The following is a 16,526-nucleotide window of genomic DNA, read 5'->3' on the forward strand; positions in this document are numbered from 1 at the left end:
GGATCACATGCCCCCCGAAGGAAATCCCGTCGAACGACGCAACCCGACCTCGGGTCCCGCCTGGTACCGCCGCGGGCCAGTCATCGTGACCATCGCCGTCGCGGTGATCGCCGCTGTGGTGGCGATCGGGATCCGGGTGATCGGCAACGACACGGCGGCCGGCGAGTCGACCACCACCCCGCCCGGCGGATCGGCCGCCCCGTCAGCGCCGCCGAACGCCCCGACCACGCCGCCCGCGAAGATCTGCGGGAACGCCAAGGCCCTGTCCGGACCGGCCCAGGCGCCGGCCGGCGCGGTGGTGGTGAGCACGACCCAGAACCTCAACGAGCTCACCACCTCGAACCCGGCCGGCACCACGTTCTGGCTGTCACCGGGCACCCACCGGCTCGGGAACGAGCAGTTCGCCCAGGTGATCCCGAAGGAGGGCAACGTCTACATCGGCGCCCCCGGAGCGATCCTGGACGGCGCGAGGAGCAACCGGTACGCCTTCACCGGGGACGCCACCGGCGTCACGGTGAAGAACCTGACCATCCAGAACTTCGGCGCGCCCCGGACCAACAACGACGAGGGCGTGGTCAACCACGACTCCGCCGCCCGCTGGACGATCCAGGGCAACACGATCCGGCAGAACGCCGGCGCCGGGCTGATGGTCGGCGACCACAACGTTGTCAAGGGCAACTGTCTGCAGAAGAACGGCCAGTACGGCTTCAACGCCTACAGCCCGGGCAAGGTCACCTCGATCTCGGTCGAGGGCAACGAGATCACCGGGAACAACGCCGACGACTGGGAGACGCTCAAGAAGGGCTGCGGCTGCACCGGCGGCGGCAAGTTCTGGGAGGTCACCGGCGCGCTGGTGCGCAACAACTGGGTGCACGACAACCTGAGTGCCGGGTTGTGGGCCGACACCAACAACACCGGCTTCGTGATCGAGGGCAACTACATCGCCGGCAACCTGGCCGAGGGCCTCATCTACGAGACCAGCTACAACGCCGGCATCCGCGGAAACTCCTTTGTCCGCAACGGCCTCGGCAAGGGTCCGGAGAACGAGGGCTTCCCGACGGCCGCGCTGTACATCTCCGAGTCCGGCAGCGACAAGCGGGCGCCCGGTGTGTTCAACCGGACCTTCGAGGTCAGCGGGAACGTCTTCACCGACAACTGGGCCGGCGTCATCCTGTGGGAGAACGCGGACCGGTTCGCCGGGTCGGCGGCGAACACCAGCACCGGGTCGGGCACCTTGGTCAACCCGTCCGTGGTCACCGCCAAGACCTGCAACGCGAACACCATCAGCAAGCAGCCGTACCTGGGTGACTGCCGGTGGAAGACGCAGAACGTGCGCGTACACGACAACGTCTTCAGCCTGGACCCGGAAGCGATCGGCGCGACCTGCGCGACCCGCAGTGGCTGCGGCTCCAACGGCCTGTTCTCCAACTGGGGGACGTTCCCGACCTGGTCGCCGTACAAGGAGAAGACGATCCAGGACGCGATCACCTTCCACCAGGGCAACCGCTTCTTCGACAACACCTACGCCGGTCCGTGGAACTTCATCGTGCACGAGCAGGGCACCCGGGTGAACTGGGCGGCCTGGCAGGGTGCGCCGTACGGTCAGGACCCGGACAGCGTGATCAAGGTGCAAGGGGAGCGCTGACAGCGATGATCGGGCCTCCGGAGCGAGCCGCGGGTGAGCAGATCGCACTGCTCCGCTCGGTCGGCTACGCCGCGTTCGGGCGGCACGAGCGAGATCTCGACGTACTCGACGTCGTCTTCGACAGCTTCATGGACGCACCGACCACGGGTGAGACGACGGGAGACGTCCGCCGGCTGCGGTTCGCCGGGCACGGCATCACGCTGGATGTCGACGTGCACGGCCGGGCCGATCTGACCATCGAGCTGCGGGTCTCGCCGTCCGGTCCGGTCGTGGTCGAGTCCCGCGGCGGCGACACCGAGGGACCGACGGCGGCCCGGCTGGTCAGCTTCCTGCTCCGTTGGCCCGGCAGCACGCAGCGACCGGTCCGGACCGCCTGGATCATTCTCTGATTCAGGCAGTCCGACCGGTCGCCGGGACAGACTGCTGCTTCAGGAGGCGAGCAGCAGTCTGAGCTTCTCCAGGCAGCGACCGCGCATCGGGCCGATGCTGCCGATCGGGATGCCGATGGTCGCCGAGATCTCGGCGTACGGCGCGGGCGGGTCGGCCATCAGCATGCCGAGCAGCCGTTGCCACCGGTCCGGCAGGCTTTCGAGCGCCCGCCGTACGTCGACCGCCCGCTCACCGGCGAGCAGTTCCGCGTCGAGGTCCGGCTGGTCGCCCGGCTGTCCCTCGAACGCGGACGACTCGTAGGTGAGCAGGACGCGCTTACGAAAAGCCAGCACCCGCAGGCATTCGCGGCGGGTCGTGACGACCAGCCAGGCACCGACCCGCTCGGGGTCGACCCGATGGATGTGCTCGAGCAACCGGAGCCAGACCATCTGCGAGACGTCAGCGGCGTCGCTGTCGCTGAGCCGGAAGCTGCGGGTGACGGCCCAGACGAGCCGCGCGTAATGGTCGACCAGCCGGCTCCAGGCGACCTGGTCCCCGGACGCGGCCTGGATCACCAGGGTCGCGGCCTCGGATCGCCCGGCGGCCGCAGCGTCGCCGGTTTCGGTGGTTTCCTGATCAGTACCGGGCTCGGCACTGAGGTGTTGCATCATGAAATTCCCCCCTTGGGAATGCACCGCTCGTGTGTCCGTCCCCCGACGTGTTGGTGCAATCTGGCCCCGGCCGGCAGTTGGCCGAGGCTCGTGATGACGTTCCGCTAGTACGCGCCGTCGCTCCCCAGCACCGCGCGCGCGGTCTTCCACAGAATCAGCAGGTCCAGTGCGATCGACCAGTTGTCGGCGTAGCGCAGGTCGAGCCGCATCGACTCTTCCCAGGTCAGATCGCTGCGTCCGCTGACCTGCCACAGGCCCGTCAGGCCCGGCTTGACCAGCATCCGGCGCGCGTCGTCGATCGCGTACTGCGCGACCTCGGCAGGCAGCGGCGGCCGGGGGCCGACCAGTGACATGTCGCCCCGCAGCACGTTCACCAGCTGCGGCAACTCGTCGATCGAGAACCGCCGCAGGTACTTGCCGACCTTCGTGATCCGCGGATCGTCCCGCATCTTGAACAGGATCCCGTTGCCCTCGTTCAGCGCGTGCAGATCGGCCTTGCGGGCCTCGGCATCCACGACCATCGTGCGGAACTTGAGCATCGAGAACTGCTCGCCGCCACGCCCCACCCGGACCTGCCGGAACAGCACCGGCCCTCTGGTGGTCAGCTTGATCAGCGCAGCGGTGATCAGCAACAGCGGTGCGATCCCCAGCAGCATCAGGAATCCGACCGACCGGTCGAAGATGCCCTTCACCAGGTACGGACCACCGCTGACCGACGGCCGCTCCAGGTGCAGCAGCGACAGCCCGGCGACCGGACGGATCGAGATCCGCGGACCGGCGACCTCGACGATGCCCGGCGACACGATCAGTTCGACCCCGCGCTGCTCCAGGGCCCACGACAGCTTGCGCAGCGTGTAGCCGGCCAGCTCCGGGTCGGCAGCCACCGCGACGACGTCGACGGCGTACTGGTCGACCGCGGCCAGGATGTCCATCTCGGTGCGGCCCAGCCGCTCCGGTCCGGGTTCCTCGAACGCGTCACCCCGTGGCAGGCAGGTGGCGACCACGACGTAGCCGTCGGCCGGCCGCTCCTCCATGTGCCGGAACAGCGTGGTGGCCTGATCGTTGCGCCCGACAACGAGTACCCGGCGCATACAGCGACCGGCGTACCGGCGCCAGGAGATGCTGCGGTGCAGCACCCACCGGGCCACCATCGAGGCCAGACAGGTCATCGGCACCGCGACGACGACGAAACCACGAGCGACCTCGCTCTTGGTCGCGTACGACGTGATCGCGACCAGCGCGGTCAGCGCCACGCCGGCCCGGATGATCGAGCGGAACTCCTCCGGCCCGGTGCCGAAGTAGCGGGTCTCATAACCCCGCTGCAGCGCCACACAGGCCAGCCAGGCGATCGGCAGCAACGCGCCCAGCACGAAGTAGCCGAGATTGATCGACGCTCCGAAGCGAGCGACCAGCGCCAGCGATCCGCCGATCACGGCGGCAGCCAGATCACCGCCCAGTGAGTACCAGCGGTACTTGGCCACCCAGCGCGCCTCGGTGAACCGGGCAGACCTGGGCACGATCGCCGGGATCTCGTCCGGTACTACCCAGACCGGCCGACGTCGTTCCCCCGACGATGCCGGCCCAAGGTCAGCCGGTTCGGCCAACCCCTCGGACATGACAAATTCAGTCACGCACAGCCACCCCCCACAGGTGTAAAGCGACGCCCGTGACCAACCCACTCCCCGTCACGGACCTCGATGATTACGCCGCCCCCACAACGGCGTGAGCCCGAGAGTACTACGTGGACGCGGCGGACAACAGCACCGATCGCGAGTGTTTACCGGCCCGCCACCCCGGCGGCACCCAGGCCCCGCAACCAAAGACCCCCGCGGCCCGATGTGGGCCGCGGGGGTCTCGAAATGTCCGAGCAGGTGGTCAGCCGGCGATCAAGCCGTCGCCGCTGATCAGCTCGCGCATCTCCGCCAGCGAGCTGTCGCCCGGCGGCAGGATGGCGTCGGAGTCGTGCAGCTCGTCGTCCGGCACCTTGTCGCCGGAGCGGACGAAGTCCAGCAGCGCGGCGAACGCGGTCTGGAACGCCGCCTCGTCACCGGAGGAGACGGCCTTCTCCAGATCGCCGTCGACCACGTTCAGCGCGTCGACCTTGTCGTCGGCGAGCCGGTACTGGCCTTCACCCATGATGCGAACGATCATCGAACGTCTCCGTCCTGAGGTCTCACCGGCTCGGCCGCCGGCTGCTGCACTGGCTGCTGGGCGGGAGCCGACTGCGGCGCAGTCGTGCCCGGTGCCTCACCGGCGATCTCCTTGGGCGCGCTGCCCCCGGAGATCTGGGCCTTCATCGCGGCGAGCTCGCTCTCCACGTCGGAGCCGGACGACATCCGCTCGAGCTCGAGCGTGATGTTGTCCTTGACCGTGCCGCTGGCGTCGTCGAGCGCGCCCGAGGCGAGCAGCTCGTCGATCGCACCGGCCCGGGCCTGCATCTGCTGGGTCTTGTCCTCGGCCCGCTGCACGGCCAGACCGACGTCGCTCATCTCCTCGGAGATGCCCGAGAAGGCCTCGTTGATCCGGGTCTGCGCCTCGGCCGCGGTGTAGGTGGCCTTGATGGTCTCCTTGCGCGTCCGGAACGACTCGACCTTGGCCTGCAGCCGCTGGGAGGCGAGCGTGAGCTTCTCCTCCTCACCCTGCAACTGGGCGTGCTGCGTGGTCAGGTCGTCGATCTGGCCCTGCAACCCCGACTTGCGCGTCAGGGCTTCCCTGGCCAGGTCTTCACGGCCCATCGAGAGCGCCTTCTGGGCCTGTTCCTGCAGTTTCGCCGACTGGGACTGCAGCTGGGAGGCCTGTAGCTCCACCCGCTTGCGGCTGGTGGCCACGTCGGCCACGCCCCGCCGTACCTTCTGGAGCAGCTCGAGCTGCTTCTGATACGAGTAGTCAAGGGTTTCGCGAGGATCCTCGGCCTTGTCCAGGGCGGAGTTCGCCTTGGCCTTGAAGATCGTCGACATCCGCCTGAAGATGCTCATCGATATCCGTACCCCTTCTGTGCCGGCGTGACGACCCGGCGTGCGTCAACCACCCTATGTCCCACCGGGTCACGAAACCATCAGGTCAGGCCCGGATAAAGTGGTGCATAGGTCCGGGGACCACCCCGAGTCGCGACCTGCCCTGCGAATGAGGTTCAGACCCCGTGTTCCGTCGTACCAAGTCCGATACAACTACCACCGTACCTGTCGAGCCCCAGGGCAAGCCGGGCGGGAAGGGCCGTCCGACCCCGACCCGCAAGGAGGCGGAGGCGGCCCGGAAGGCGGCGATCAAGAAGCCGCGCAACCGCAAGGAGGCGTCGGCGCTGCGGCGGGAGAAGGTCCGGACCGAGCGCGGAAAGATGCAGGACGCGATGCGTACCGGCGACGACCGGTACCTGCCGGCCGCCGACAAGGGCCCGGTCCGGCGCTTCGCCCGGGACTATGTGGACGCCCGGTACTCGGTGATGGAGTTCGCGCTGCCGATCCTGCTGGTGGTGTCGCTGCTCGGCGTGGTCTTCTCGCGGCAGTTCCTCTGGCTGGCCGGCCTGGTCAACCTGCTCTTCCTGGCGATGATCCTGCTGATCGCGGCGGACTGGTTCCTGCTGACCGGCGGGCTGCGCAAGGCGGTCCGGATCAAGTTCCCCAGCGAGTCGAGCAAGGGCCTGGGGTTCTACGCGGTCCGGCGGACCATGCAGATGCGCCGCTGGCGGCTGCCCAAGCCGATGGTCAAGCGCGGCGAGAAGCCTCAGTGACTGCCGTCCTGGGCACGCCTGCGGCGGTAGCCCGGTAGGGTCGGGGCCATGGACTTCCGCTATCTGGGCAACAGTGGTTTGAAGGTCAGCGAGATCTCGTACGGGAACTGGCTCACGCACGGGTCCCAGGTGGAGAACGACCAGGCCAAGGCCTGCGTGCGCGCCGCCCTCGAGGCCGGCATCACCACGTTCGACACCGCCGACACCTACGCCAACACCGCGGCCGAGTCGGTCCTCGGCGAGGCGCTGGAGGGCGAGCGGCGCGAGTCGGTGGAGATCTTCACCAAGGTCTACTGGCCGACCGGCCCGAAGGGCCCGAACGACACGGGCCTGTCCCGCAAGCACATCCTCGAGTCGATCAACGGCTCGCTGAAGCGGCTCAAGACCGAGTACGTCGACCTCTACCAGGCGCACCGGTACGACACCGAGACGCCGCTGGAGGAGACGATGGAGGCCTTCGCCGACGTCGTTCGCGCCGGCAAGGCGCTCTACATCGGCGTGTCGGAGTGGACCGCGGAGCAGCTGCAGGAGGGCCACCGGTTGGCCCGGGAGCTGCGGATCCCGCTCGTGTCGAACCAGCCGCAGTACAGCATGCTCTGGCGGGTGATCGAGGCCGAGGTGGTCCCGGCGTCCGAAGAGCTCGGCATCGGCCAGGTGGTCTTCTCCCCGATCGCTCAGGGTGTCCTCACCGGTAAGTACCTGCCCGGTCAGCAGCCGCCGGAGGGGTCGCGGGCGACCGACGCGAACGGGTCGAACTTCATCAAGCGGTTCCTCAACGACGACGTCCTGAACCGCGTGCAGGAGCTCAAGCCGCTCGCCGACGAAGTCGGCCTGTCCCTGTCGCAGCTGGCGGTCGCCTGGGTCCTGCAGAACCCGAACGTCTCCTCCGCGATCATCGGCGCGTCGCGGCCCGAGCAGGTCACCGAGAACGTGCAGGCCTCCGGGGTGAAGCTCGAGGACGGCCTGCTGAAGCGGATCGACGAGACGCTCGGCGGCATCGTCGAGCGTGATCCGGCCAAGACCGCGCAGAACTCCCCGCAGACTCGGCCGGGCGCGTGAGCTGGAGCTGGCGGTTCGAGACCGCCTCAGGTGCGCTGGTCGACCCGGGTGAGGTCGGCGGGGCCGAGTTCTCCGCTCAGGGCGACGCGGAGAGCTGGCTGGGCGAGATCTGGCGGGACCTGGCCGACCGTGGCGTCGCACAGGTCTTCTTGCTGGAGGACGGCCGCGAGGTCTACGGCCCCATGAGCCTCTCCTCGGCAGAATGACTGGGCACCGAACCTTGCGGCTGGCCTTTGCAGCGTTGGCAGGTCTTCTGCTGGCGGGGACCGTCGCCACCACAGCCCAGGCTGAGGACGGCTATCGCTTCTGGGGCTACTACCAGTGGAGCTCCGGCCAGTGGGCCTTCGCGCAGAAGGGCGCCGACCAGGTCGTGCCGGCCGACGGCGCGGTCGAGGGCTGGCGTTTCGCGGTCGGCGGCGTGAAGCCCCGGGTGCCGCGCGCCGCCGGGGACTTCGACGCGATCTGCGGGAAGACTCCCGCTGAGACCGGCAAGAAGCGAGTTGCGCTGGTCGTCGACCCGGGTACGCCGGAGGACGCGGCCGGCGGTGAGACGCCAGGCCCGGCAACCGGCACCTGCGTGGTGACGGATCCGAAGGCGACCGGTGCGAAGATTCTGGCCGCGGTCGCACCGGTCCGGATCGAGAAAGGTCTGACCTGTGGGATCGCGGGCTATCCGGGCAAGGGATGCGGCGATGCGGTCAAGAGCATCAAGGTCCCGGCCACGGATGACCCGGTGACGCTGCAGGTCGGCGCCGCGGTCGGTGCGACCCCAACCGCAGCCCCATCCCCGGCTGCGTCGTCCTCGGACAGTGACAGCGGTACGCCGTGGACCGGAGTCATCATCGCCGCCGCGGCGATCGTCATCGTGGCCGGAGGCGGGCTCGCGCTCAACCGCCGCCGTACAACAGCAGCCAAGTAGTGCGCGCGGTTCACCACCTCACACTCCCCCGGGCCCTCCACCCGGGGGCGTGGTGGTTGTGGGCGCTGGGCCTGGCCGTGGCCGCGAGCCGGACGCGGAATCCCGTCCTGCTCCTGCTGATCCTGGCGGTGACCGGATTCGTCGTGTCGGCCCGCCGGACCGACGCTCCCTGGGCGCACAGCTACGCCGCGTTCCTCAAGCTCGGACTGGTCGTCATCGGCATCCGGGTGGTGTTGCAGGCGCTGCTGTCCACCCGGTCGCAGGGGAACACGTTGCTGTTCACCCTGCCGCAGATCCCCTTGCCTGACTGGGCAAACGGGGTCAAACTCGGCGGTGAGGTCACTCTCGAGGCACTGCTCACCGCACTGTACGACGGTGGCCAGCTGGCCGTGATGCTCTGTTGCGTCGGTGCGGCCAACGCGCTGGCCAGTCCGCGTCGGCTGCTCAAGTCGTTGCCCGGGGCCCTCTACGAGATCGGGGTGGCCTGTGTGGTGGCACTGACGTTCGCGCCGCAACTGGTGACCGACGCGCGCCGGATCCGCGCCGCTCGCCGGCTACGCGGCCGCACCCGCGGCTCCTTCCGTACGACGGCCATGCCCGTCCTGGAAGGTGCGTTGGACCGGTCGGTGGAGCTCGCCGCCGCGATGGACTCGCGCGGCTACGGGCGTACGGCGCAAGTCCCCCGAGCCCAGCGTCGTCTGACCGCGACCTGCGTTCTGCTGGGGTTGCTGGGCATTCTGCTCGGGGTCTACGCGTTGCTGACGGACTCCATGGCACTCCCGCTGGCTGCGGGCGCACTGGTCGTGGGACTCCTGCTTTCCGTTGGAGCCATGGCGATCGGGCGTCAGCGGGTGACCCGGACCCGGTACCGGCCCGATCCATGGGCGCTGCCTGAATGGCTGGTCGTGGCGGCTGGAGCCGTAGCGGCTGGGCTGATGATCACCGCGGCCGTGCGTGGTGTGCACGGACTGTTGCTGGACGGTCCGCTGGTCGTGCCGCCGGTTCCGGTTCTGCCGGTTGTCGGCGTACTGGTCGGACTGCTGCCCGCGCTGGCCGCGCCTCCCGTGGCGCGACGCGCATGATCGAGTTCGACCGGGTATCGGTGACCTATGACGGTGCATCCGAGCCTGCGCTACGGAACGTGAGCTTCACGATCCCCGAGGGTGAGCTGGCGCTCGTGATCGGGCGTACCGGGTCCGGTAAGACGACGTTGCTGCGGGCAATCAACGGACTGGTCCCCCACTTCACCGGCGGGACGTTGGCCGGCCGGGTCCTCGTCGACGGACGGGACACCCGCGAGTACCGGCCGCGGGACCTGGCCGATCTGGTCGGTCTGGTCGGGCAGGACCCGATGGCGGGGTTCGTCACCGACACGGTCGAGGATGAGCTTGCCTACAGCATGGAGTCGCTGGGTGTCGCGCCGGACGTGATGCGTCGCCGCGTCGAGGAGACGCTGGACCTCCTGGGGCTGGCCGACGTACGGGACCGCGCACTGACCTCGCTGTCCGGCGGACAGCGCCAGCGGACGGCCATCGGCGCTGCACTGACCTCTCACCCCGCTGTGCTCGTGCTGGACGAGCCAACATCCGCACTGGACCCACAGGCGGCTGAGGAGGTGCTGTCGGCGCTGCAGCGGCTTGTGCACGACCTGGGCGTCACGGTGGTGATGGCGGAGCATCGGCTCGAGCGAGTGATCCAGTACGCCGACCGCGTGATCGAGGTACCGGGTGGCGCGGCGGCTGTCTCCACTGGGCTTCCGGCCGACCGCATGATCACCGCACCGGTCGCACCGCCCGTCGTCGAGCTGGGCCGGCTGGCTGGCTGGTCTCCCCTGCCGCTGTCGGTGCGCGACGCCCGACGGGCCGCGGTCGCGCTGCGGAGCCAGTTGGACTCCACAGCACCCATCCGGCCCGTCACAGTCCTCGGTGCGGAGCTGGCTCGCTGCACCGACCTAGTTGTCGGGTACGGCGACGTCGTGGCGCTGCGCGGGGTCTCACTGAGCATCCATGCCGGTGAGGTCCTCGCGCTGATGGGCCGGAACGGCGCCGGCAAGTCCACGCTGCTCAACGCGCTGGTGGGTATCGTCCCGGCCCGGTCTGGTACGGCGGTGGCCGCCGGCACGGACCCTCGTCGTACGAAGCCATCCAAGCTCGTCAAGGCGGTCGGACTGGTGCCGCAGGAGCCGGCGGATCTGTTGTACGCGGCAACCGTCGCCGAGGAGTGTGCGGGCGCCGACTCCGACTTCGATGTGCCGTCGGGTAGTTGCCTAGCGCTACTGAATCGACTGACGCCGGACATCGACCTCGACATGCACCCGCGCGACCTGTCCGAGGGACAACGGCTGTGTCTGGCGCTGGCCGTCGTACTGTGTGGCGCTCCGCCGCTGGTGTTGCTCGATGAGCCCACCCGTGGGCTGGATTACGCCGCGAAACGGCGACTGGTGGCGATCCTGCGTGAGCTCGCCGCGGCCGGCCACGCGGTCGTGTTGTCGACGCACGACGTGGAGATGGTCGCCGAGGTCGCCACCCGCGTGCTGGTGCTCGCGGACGGCGAGTTGGTGAGTGACGGCGAGACCGCAACCGTCATCGCGGGCTCTCCGGCGTTCGCGCCACAGGTGGCGAAGATCCTTGCCCCACTGCCGTTCCTGACCGTCGGAGAGGTCGCTACCGCGCTGGAACGTGCCTCGTGAACCTGGTCCGGCTCAGGCCGCGCAGTACCGCGACTCTGCTCGTTGCCTCGCTGGTCGGGGTGCTGGCGTTCGGGTGGCCGCTGTTCTTCCAGACCGATCAGGTGGGTGAGTCCGCGATCGGACACACGACGGACGCGCCCTGGCTGTTCGTGCTGCTGCTGCCTTTGCTGGTGGCCGTCGTACTCGCGGAGTTGTCCGAGTCGGGCATCGACGCGAAGGTGATCTCGCTGCTCGGCATGCTCGCGGCAGTGGGGGCTGCGCTGCGTGCACTCGGCCCAGGTACGGCCGGGCTGGAGCCTGGGTTCTTTCTGCTTGTGCTGGCGGGACGTGCGTTCGGAGCCGGGTTCGGGTTCGTGCTGGGGACGGTGTCGCTGCTGGGTGGTGCGTTGATCACTGGCGGGGTCGGGCCGTGGATGCCGTTCCAGATGTTCGCGTGTGCGTGGGTGGGGTGTCTGGCGGGGTTGTTGCCGCGAGTGGGTGGGCGGCTGGAGTTGCTGCTGCTGGCGGCGTACTCGCTCGTGTCCGGCGTGCTGTACGGCGTGGTGATGAACCTGTGGTTCTGGCCTTACGCGACCTACGGCAGCGACTTCTCGTTCATCCCGGGTGACTCACTGGCCGCCAACCTGCATCGGTACTTCCTGTTCGAGGTGGCGACCTCACTGGGCTGGGACATCCCGCGGGGCGTGCTGTGCGCGGTCCTCGTCCTGGTGCTCGGTCGCCCGGTCCTGACCGCGTTCCGTCGGACGGCGCGGAAGGCGGCCTTCGACGTACCAGTAGTGTTCGAGAATGGCTGATCAGCGGACGTTGATCCTCGGCGGCGCCCGTTCCGGCAAGTCCATCGCCGCCGAACGTCGCCTCTCCGGCGAGGCGGAGGTCCTGTACGTCGCAACCGGCGGAGACGACTCCGGTGATACCGAATGGGCCGAGCGGGTCGCCAAACATCGGGCCCGCCGCCCGGCGAGCTGGGGACTGGCCGAGACGATCGAGCTCGTGCCGCTCCTCGAGGCTGACGGCCCGCCGCTGCTGATCGACTGCCTCACGTTATGGCTCTCGCGGACGATGGACACCCTCGACATCTGGGCCGATTTCCGCCGCGCGGACCTGGTGGAGCAACGGATCGCGGAGCTCGCCGAGGCGTGGTCGGCCACTCCACGGATTGTGGTTGCTGTTAGCAACGACATTGGGTCCGGGGTGGTCCCGGCCGACGCCGGGACCCGGCTGTTCCGGGACTTGATGGGTCGCCTCAACACGACGATCTCGCTCGCCTCCGACCAAGTGCTGTGGACCGTCGCCGGCCGCACGATTCCGCTGACATGAGCCTGGACGGGCCGCCCGGACCGACGCCGGGCAGGGGCGGGTGGGTGGACGGGCTCAAGTTGGCGCTCGGCACGCTGACCGTTGTGCCGGCAGGGATGCCGTCGCGGGTCGACCGGGTGGTTGGCGGGCGGGCGATGGTGCTCGCGCCAGTGGCAGGAGCATTGCTCGGCGGAGTCTCGGCTGGCGTGGTGGCGTTGGTGCAGTGGGTGCGGCCGGATGCGGACCTGTTGGCCGCGGCTCTCGCCGTACTGGCCGTTGCGGGGTTGTCCGGGGCCTTGCATCTCGACGGGCTGGCGGACTTCGCGGACGCGCTCGGCAGCCGGCGGGATCGCGAGACCATGCTGCGGATCATGAAGCAGAGCGATATCGGGCCGTTCGGCGTGGTCGCGATCGTTGGTGTGCTGCTCGTGGACGTTGCCGCGCTCAGCAGTTGCGTTCAGGCCGGATTCGGTTGGCAGGCGGCGTTGATCGCCACGACCGCGAGCCGCCTGACACTCTCCTGGTCCTGTCGCACCACCATGCCCGCGGCTCGTCCGGACGGCTTGGGCCGGGTGGTCGCGGCAACAGTCCGTCCGATCACCGCAACCATCGGCACAATCGTCGTACTGGCCGGCGGTCTCCTGCTCGCATGGCCTGACCGCACCCACCTGATCGGGGCGGCGATCGCGATTCTGCTTGCCGTTGCCACCAGTTCCCTGACCACGCGGCGCGCCTACACCGCGCTCGGCGGCACCACCGGGGACGTCCTCGGCGCCGGCGTCGAACTAGGCCTCCCGATAGCCCTCCTCACGCTCGCCCTCACCGCCTGAACGATGCCTGCGGCAAGGACCCTTTGCTGGGCTAGCGTGCTGAGCGTTCGTAGCACAGACGAAAGGGCTTTGACACCAATGAGGTTCACTCTCCCGGGAACTCGCCGGGGCAAGCTGCTCGGTCTCGGCGCCATCGTGACCACCGCCGCACTGGCAGTGGGCGGCGCGGTTGTCGCCAACGGCGCCGACGCCGCCGTCAACACGACGACCGCCGCGTCGACCCGCGCACAGCTGATCGAAATGCAGACACCGGCCAAGAAGGGCTACTTCTACACGTCGAGCCAGACCGAGTTCCTGGGGGCCCAGAAGCAGGGCTTCAAGTTCACCAATCAGGTCCCCGGCTACGTCTCGACGGTTGCGGTCCGCGGGACCGTGCCGCTGTACCGGCTCCGCAACAAGTCGATCTCGAGCTACCTGGTGACGACCTCGGTCGCCGAGCGGAACAAGCTGGCCGCATCGGGTTCGTGGGTGTACGAGGGCGTCACCGGTCGCGTCCCGCTGGCCCCGGCGGCGGACCGCGTACAGGTCTACCGCGTCTCCAAGGGCGGTTTCGGCTGGCGCGTCGTCCGCGCCGCGCTGGTCGCCGGCTACAAGAAGGCGGGCTGGCACATCGACGGACCGCTCGCCTACCTGTGGCTGCGCAAGTAGGCCGACCGACACGCGGTAGACCAATCGGGTGGCGCGACGGCCTGTCGCGCCACCCGTGGACTACCCTCACCGATGGACGGTGGAGTGGGGTAGTGACGGCGAGGTCGAATGTGATGTTTGTTGTTCACGGCCGGTGTGCGAGGGCGAACGCCCCGCGATCCGTTATCTTTATGTAATGAACGCAACCCGCCCGGCGCCGGGCTCACAGGCTTCGCTGCGCGAAGCCAACCGTGCGCGCGTTCTCGGAGTCGTCCGCCAGCACGGCCCGTTGACCCAAGTCGAGATCGCCGCCGCCTCCGGCCTGTCCGCCGCGACCGTGTCGAACATGGTCCGCGAGCTCGACCAGGCCGGCGTCGTCGGTCTGTCCCGGAGTATCCGCAACGGCCGCCGCGCCGTCCTCGTCTCGCTCGCCTCCGGCGGCGGACTGCTCGCCGGTATCGCCTTCGGCGAGCGCGACGTCCGCGTCGCGATCGCGAACGAGTCGCGCGAGATCCTCGCCCACCAACTGATGCCGCTGCAGGCCGACCACGTCGCCGACGACGGGATGGAACGCGCCGCCCGGCTGCTCGCCGACCTGGCCGAGACGGTCAGCTCGGGCACCGAGGACATCGCCGCGGTCGGCTTCGGCCTGCCCGCACCCGTCGATTCGGTCAGCGGCGAAGCCGGGTCCGACGCGGTCCTGCCCGGCTGGCGCGGCGTCAACGTGACCCAGGCGATGGCGGGCTACCTGCGCGCGCCGGTCGCGCTCGACAACACCGCCAACCTGGCCGCGCTCGGCGAGCTCCGCAACGGCGCGCTCCGCGACGTGCGTAACGGCTGTTACCTGAAGTTCTCCTACGGCGTCGGCGCCGGAATTGTCCTGAACGGCGAGGTTTTCCGCGGCTCTGCCGGTACGGCGGGCGAGATCGGCCACGTCACCATCGACGAGAACGGTCCGATCTGCCGGTGCGGGAACCGTGGCTGCCTGGACACGTTCGTCGGCTCCCGGGCGCTGATCAGCAGCCTCGCGGCATCGCACGGCCCGCTCCGGCTGAAGGACATCGTGAACCGCGCCCTGGCCGGTGACCTGGGCTGCCGCCGGGTGATCGAGGACGCCGGCCGTCGCGTCGGCGTCGCCGTGGCCGGTCTGGTCAACCTGCTGAACCCCGAGGCGATCGTCGTCGGTGGCCTGGTCGCCGAAGCCGGCGACCTGATCCTCGATCCCCTCCGTGAGGCCCTCGACCGCTGCGCCATCCCCAGCGCCGCCGCAACCGTCGAGCTCCGCCGCGCCGAGCTCGGCGACGAGGCCGACATCATCGGCGCCATCCACCAGGCCTCGGTTCTCAGCCACACCCACGCGACCAGGTCCCTCAGCACCATCTGAGCCTGGTCACCGCGGCCGCCGGCTACGCCCGGTAGACCGCCCATCACAGTCCCCGACGTGCGTCGTACGTCGGGGTCCCGTCGTTTGCGTTCCTTTCGTACGGTCGTGTTACATCAATATGTCTATTTCTTGAATTCAAGTCTTGACGTCAAGCCCGCCGAGGGCTTGACTTCGGGAAGGCCTACTCGGGCCCGTCACGTCAAGGAGCCGCGCTATGTCCCTGTCAGCAACCCGTCTCGTCGGTCTAGGCCTCGCGGTCTCGGCCCTCGCCGTCTCTCTGGTGGCCTGCGGGTCGAACGACGGTGACTCCGGCAGTTCCGGCGGCGGCAAGAAGATCGCCCTGCTGCTGCCCGAGACCAAGACCGCCCGGTACGAGGCGCTCGACCGGCCGCTGTTCACCGAGGCGCTCAAGGCGGCCTGCGGCAACTGCGAGCTGCTCTACAGCAACGCCGACCAGGACGCCGCCAAGCAGCAACAGCAGGCCGAGGCCGCGCTGACCAACGGCGCGAACGTGCTCGTCCTCGACCCGGTCGACGGCAAGGCCGCCGCCGCGGTGGTCGCCTCGGCGAAGGGCCAGAACGTCCCGGTCATCGCCTACGACCGGTTCATCGAGGGCGCCAACTACTACGTCTCGTTCGAGAACGAGGCGGTCGGCAAGCTGCAGGCCCAGACCCTGGTCGACAAGCTGAAGGCGGCCGGCAAGACGTCGGGCAACATCGCCATGATCAACGGCGCGCCGACCGACCCGAACGCGGCCGACTTCAAGAAGGGTGCGCACAGCGTGCTCGACTCGAGCGGCTTCAAGGTCGCCGCCGAGTTCGACACCCCGGACTGGAGCCCGGACAAGGCGCAGGCCTGGATGGAAGGCCAGCTGAGCGCGATCAAGGACGGTCTGGTCGGGGTCTACGCCGCGAACGACGGTACGGCCGGTGGCGCGATCGCAGCCCTCAAGGGTGGTGGCGTGACGCCGCTGCCGCCGGTCACCGGGCAGGACTCGGAGCTGGCCGCGATCCAGCGGATCGTCGCCGGCGACCAGGCGATGACGATCTACAAGGCCGTGAAGCCGCAGGCCGAGGCCGCCGCCAAGGGCGCCGTTGCGCTGGCTAACGGTGGCAAGCCGGAATCCACCACGGACAAGAGCGGTGTCCCCTCGACGATCCTCGACCCGGTCGCGGTGACCAAGGAGAACATCAAGGACACCGTCGTGAAGGACGGCATCTACAAGGTCGCCGACATCTGCACCGCGGCGTTCGCCGCCGCCTGCACGGCCGCCGGCCTGAGCAGCAACTGACCGCCCTCGGCGTTGCTCC

18 protein-coding genes are annotated in these 16,526 nt (G+C 69.0%); 14 read left to right on the plus strand and 4 right to left on the minus strand.

The window, feature by feature from the left end:
* Window positions 1-7: 7 nt before the first annotated feature.
* Window positions 8-1,645, plus strand: a complete 1,638-nt coding sequence (locus ACWF4Z_RS09045) for a right-handed parallel beta-helix repeat-containing protein (RefSeq protein WP_452242426.1) — start codon at window positions 8-10, stop codon at window positions 1,643-1,645.
* Between the two features lie 5 nt (window positions 1,646-1,650).
* Window positions 1,651-2,034 (plus strand): hypothetical protein, encoded by a 384-nt coding sequence (locus tag ACWF4Z_RS09050; protein ID WP_452242427.1) that lies wholly within the window; start codon window positions 1,651-1,653, stop codon window positions 2,032-2,034.
* Window positions 2,035-2,073: 39 nt separating this feature from the next.
* Here ACWF4Z_RS09050 and ACWF4Z_RS09055 read toward each other — a convergent pair whose 3' ends face one another.
* From ACWF4Z_RS09055 to ACWF4Z_RS09070, 4 genes are all read right to left on the minus strand, one after another.
* Window positions 2,074-2,685, minus strand: a complete 612-nt coding sequence (locus ACWF4Z_RS09055) for an RNA polymerase sigma factor (protein WP_452242428.1) — start codon at window positions 2,683-2,685, stop codon at window positions 2,074-2,076.
* Window positions 2,686-2,789: 104 nt separating this feature from the next.
* Entirely contained in the window at window positions 2,790-4,316 is a 1,527-nt protein-coding gene (locus ACWF4Z_RS09060) for a sugar transferase (RefSeq protein ID WP_452242429.1), read from the minus strand.
* Between the two features lie 244 nt (window positions 4,317-4,560).
* Complete coding sequence (pspAA, locus tag ACWF4Z_RS09065; protein WP_452242430.1) at window positions 4,561-4,836, minus strand: PspA-associated protein PspAA; 276 nt, start codon at window positions 4,834-4,836, stop codon at window positions 4,561-4,563.
* Window positions 4,833-5,660, minus strand: a complete 828-nt coding sequence (locus tag ACWF4Z_RS09070; RefSeq protein ID WP_452242431.1) for a PspA/IM30 family protein — start codon at window positions 5,658-5,660, stop codon at window positions 4,833-4,835. The genes pspAA and ACWF4Z_RS09070 overlap by 4 nt, the downstream gene beginning before the upstream one ends.
* A 164-nt stretch (window positions 5,661-5,824) precedes the next feature.
* Between ACWF4Z_RS09070 and ACWF4Z_RS09075 the strand changes: the two genes are divergently transcribed.
* The 12 genes from ACWF4Z_RS09075 to ACWF4Z_RS09130 all read left to right on the plus strand — a co-directional run bounded on the left by ACWF4Z_RS09075 (window position 5,825) and on the right by ACWF4Z_RS09130 (window position 16,507).
* Window positions 5,825-6,412: a DUF3043 domain-containing protein gene (locus tag ACWF4Z_RS09075; RefSeq protein ID WP_452242432.1), complete on the plus strand. Its 588-nt coding sequence runs from the start codon at window positions 5,825-5,827 to the stop codon at window positions 6,410-6,412.
* Between the two features lie 48 nt (window positions 6,413-6,460).
* A complete protein-coding gene (locus ACWF4Z_RS09080; protein ID WP_452242433.1) occupies window positions 6,461-7,471 on the plus strand; it encodes an aldo/keto reductase family protein in 1,011 nt (336 codons plus the stop codon).
* Window positions 7,468-7,677 carry a hypothetical protein gene (locus tag ACWF4Z_RS09085; protein ID WP_452242434.1) on the plus strand — a complete coding sequence of 70 codons (210 nt, stop codon included), beginning with the start codon at window positions 7,468-7,470 and terminating at the stop codon, window positions 7,675-7,677. The genes ACWF4Z_RS09080 and ACWF4Z_RS09085 overlap by 4 nt, the downstream gene beginning before the upstream one ends.
* Window positions 7,674-8,390 (plus strand): SCO2322 family protein, encoded by a 717-nt coding sequence (locus ACWF4Z_RS09090; protein WP_452242435.1) that lies wholly within the window; start codon window positions 7,674-7,676, stop codon window positions 8,388-8,390. The genes ACWF4Z_RS09085 and ACWF4Z_RS09090 overlap by 4 nt, the downstream gene beginning before the upstream one ends.
* The gene (locus ACWF4Z_RS09095; protein ID WP_452242436.1) at window positions 8,390-9,472 is read left to right on the plus strand and encodes a CbiQ family ECF transporter T component; all 1,083 of its coding nucleotides are present in this window, start codon (window positions 8,390-8,392) and stop codon (window positions 9,470-9,472) included. The genes ACWF4Z_RS09090 and ACWF4Z_RS09095 overlap by 1 nt, the downstream gene beginning before the upstream one ends.
* Complete coding sequence (locus tag ACWF4Z_RS09100) at window positions 9,469-11,079, plus strand: ABC transporter ATP-binding protein (RefSeq protein ID WP_452242437.1); 1,611 nt, start codon at window positions 9,469-9,471, stop codon at window positions 11,077-11,079. Before ACWF4Z_RS09095 ends, ACWF4Z_RS09100 begins: the two co-directional genes overlap by 4 nt.
* Entirely contained in the window at window positions 11,076-11,873 is a 798-nt protein-coding gene (locus ACWF4Z_RS09105) for an ECF transporter S component (RefSeq protein ID WP_452242438.1), read from the plus strand. Before ACWF4Z_RS09100 ends, ACWF4Z_RS09105 begins: the two co-directional genes overlap by 4 nt.
* Window positions 11,866-12,396 carry a bifunctional adenosylcobinamide kinase/adenosylcobinamide-phosphate guanylyltransferase gene (locus ACWF4Z_RS09110; protein WP_452242439.1) on the plus strand — a complete coding sequence of 177 codons (531 nt, stop codon included), beginning with the start codon at window positions 11,866-11,868 and terminating at the stop codon, window positions 12,394-12,396. The genes ACWF4Z_RS09105 and ACWF4Z_RS09110 overlap by 8 nt, the downstream gene beginning before the upstream one ends.
* Window positions 12,393-13,205: an adenosylcobinamide-GDP ribazoletransferase gene (gene cobS, locus ACWF4Z_RS09115; RefSeq protein WP_452242440.1), complete on the plus strand. Its 813-nt coding sequence runs from the start codon at window positions 12,393-12,395 to the stop codon at window positions 13,203-13,205. The genes ACWF4Z_RS09110 and cobS overlap by 4 nt, the downstream gene beginning before the upstream one ends.
* A 78-nt stretch (window positions 13,206-13,283) precedes the next feature.
* Window positions 13,284-13,853, plus strand: a complete 570-nt coding sequence (locus ACWF4Z_RS09120) for a hypothetical protein (protein WP_452242441.1) — start codon at window positions 13,284-13,286, stop codon at window positions 13,851-13,853.
* Between the two features lie 175 nt (window positions 13,854-14,028).
* Window positions 14,029-15,216 carry an ROK family transcriptional regulator gene (locus tag ACWF4Z_RS09125; protein WP_452242442.1) on the plus strand — a complete coding sequence of 396 codons (1,188 nt, stop codon included), beginning with the start codon at window positions 14,029-14,031 and terminating at the stop codon, window positions 15,214-15,216.
* Between the two features lie 214 nt (window positions 15,217-15,430).
* Window positions 15,431-16,507, plus strand: a complete 1,077-nt coding sequence (locus ACWF4Z_RS09130) for a substrate-binding domain-containing protein (RefSeq protein ID WP_452242443.1) — start codon at window positions 15,431-15,433, stop codon at window positions 16,505-16,507.
* Window positions 16,508-16,526: the final 19 nt, after the last annotated feature.

The sequence above is a fragment of the Kribbella sp. NPDC055071 genome, assembly GCF_053608045.1.

Bases quoted from the DNA above. Each gene is read 5' to 3' on its own strand.
- ACWF4Z_RS09045 (WP_452242426.1), top strand. From the start codon at position 8: ATGCCCCCCGAAGGAAATCCCGTCGAACGACGCAACCCGACCTCGGGT.
- ACWF4Z_RS09050 (WP_452242427.1), top strand. From the start codon at position 1,651: ATGATCGGGCCTCCGGAGCGAGCCGCGGGTGAGCAGATCGCACTGCTC.
- ACWF4Z_RS09055 (WP_452242428.1), bottom strand. From the start codon at position 2,685: ATGATGCAACACCTCAGTGCCGAGCCCGGTACTGATCAGGAAACCACC.
- pspAA (WP_452242430.1), bottom strand. From the start codon at position 4,836: ATGATCGTTCGCATCATGGGTGAAGGCCAGTACCGGCTCGCCGACGAC.
- ACWF4Z_RS09070 (WP_452242431.1), bottom strand. From the start codon at position 5,660: ATGAGCATCTTCAGGCGGATGTCGACGATCTTCAAGGCCAAGGCGAAC.
- ACWF4Z_RS09080 (WP_452242433.1), top strand. From the start codon at position 6,461: ATGGACTTCCGCTATCTGGGCAACAGTGGTTTGAAGGTCAGCGAGATC.
- ACWF4Z_RS09090 (WP_452242435.1), top strand. From the start codon at position 7,674: ATGACTGGGCACCGAACCTTGCGGCTGGCCTTTGCAGCGTTGGCAGGT.
- ACWF4Z_RS09100 (WP_452242437.1), top strand. From the start codon at position 9,469: ATGATCGAGTTCGACCGGGTATCGGTGACCTATGACGGTGCATCCGAG.
- ACWF4Z_RS09110 (WP_452242439.1), top strand. From the start codon at position 11,866: ATGGCTGATCAGCGGACGTTGATCCTCGGCGGCGCCCGTTCCGGCAAG.
- cobS (WP_452242440.1), top strand. From the start codon at position 12,393: ATGAGCCTGGACGGGCCGCCCGGACCGACGCCGGGCAGGGGCGGGTGG.
- ACWF4Z_RS09120 (WP_452242441.1), top strand. From the start codon at position 13,284: ATGAGGTTCACTCTCCCGGGAACTCGCCGGGGCAAGCTGCTCGGTCTC.
- ACWF4Z_RS09125 (WP_452242442.1), top strand. From the start codon at position 14,029: ATGAACGCAACCCGCCCGGCGCCGGGCTCACAGGCTTCGCTGCGCGAA.
- ACWF4Z_RS09130 (WP_452242443.1), top strand. From the start codon at position 15,431: ATGTCCCTGTCAGCAACCCGTCTCGTCGGTCTAGGCCTCGCGGTCTCG.